This window comes from Sporomusa sp., assembly GCF_057736855.1.
The window spans coordinates 2596-2921 of record NZ_JBYKYF010000346.1; the positions used below are offsets into that span (position 1 = coordinate 2596).

The following is a 326-nucleotide window of genomic DNA, read 5'->3' on the forward strand; positions in this document are numbered from 1 at the left end:
CTTTAGCGCATTCTTTCTAGCAAGTATACAGAGCAACCCGAGTAGAAAATGAGCTATAGAAACAGCGAGCGCAACCTTCAACTTCAGTAAGGCTTGCATATGAAAAGGTTCTACCACCACGAACGATAAAGCCACCATACACGCCGCAAGAAAAACAGTCGATCTTGTCTCCGGTGCCAGCCCCGCCTCCTCCTGGTCCCCTACTGTTTTGAGGGTCCTTATAATGAGATAGGGCACCAGGAAGGTCTTGGTGACGAGTGCAGTAACGGACCAGATGTACAGAGGTCTTGCCTCCATAAATACCGCCAAGGATAGAAAGATCGCCG

General features: G+C 49.4%; 1 protein-coding gene. It reads right to left on the bottom strand.

Annotated elements, in window-relative coordinates; translation table 11 throughout:
* On the bottom strand, positions 1–297 hold a 297-nt coding region (locus AC29Z1_RS15940), incomplete at its 3' end, for a hypothetical protein (protein WP_488272442.1).
* Between the last annotated feature and the right edge of the window lie 29 nt (positions 298–326).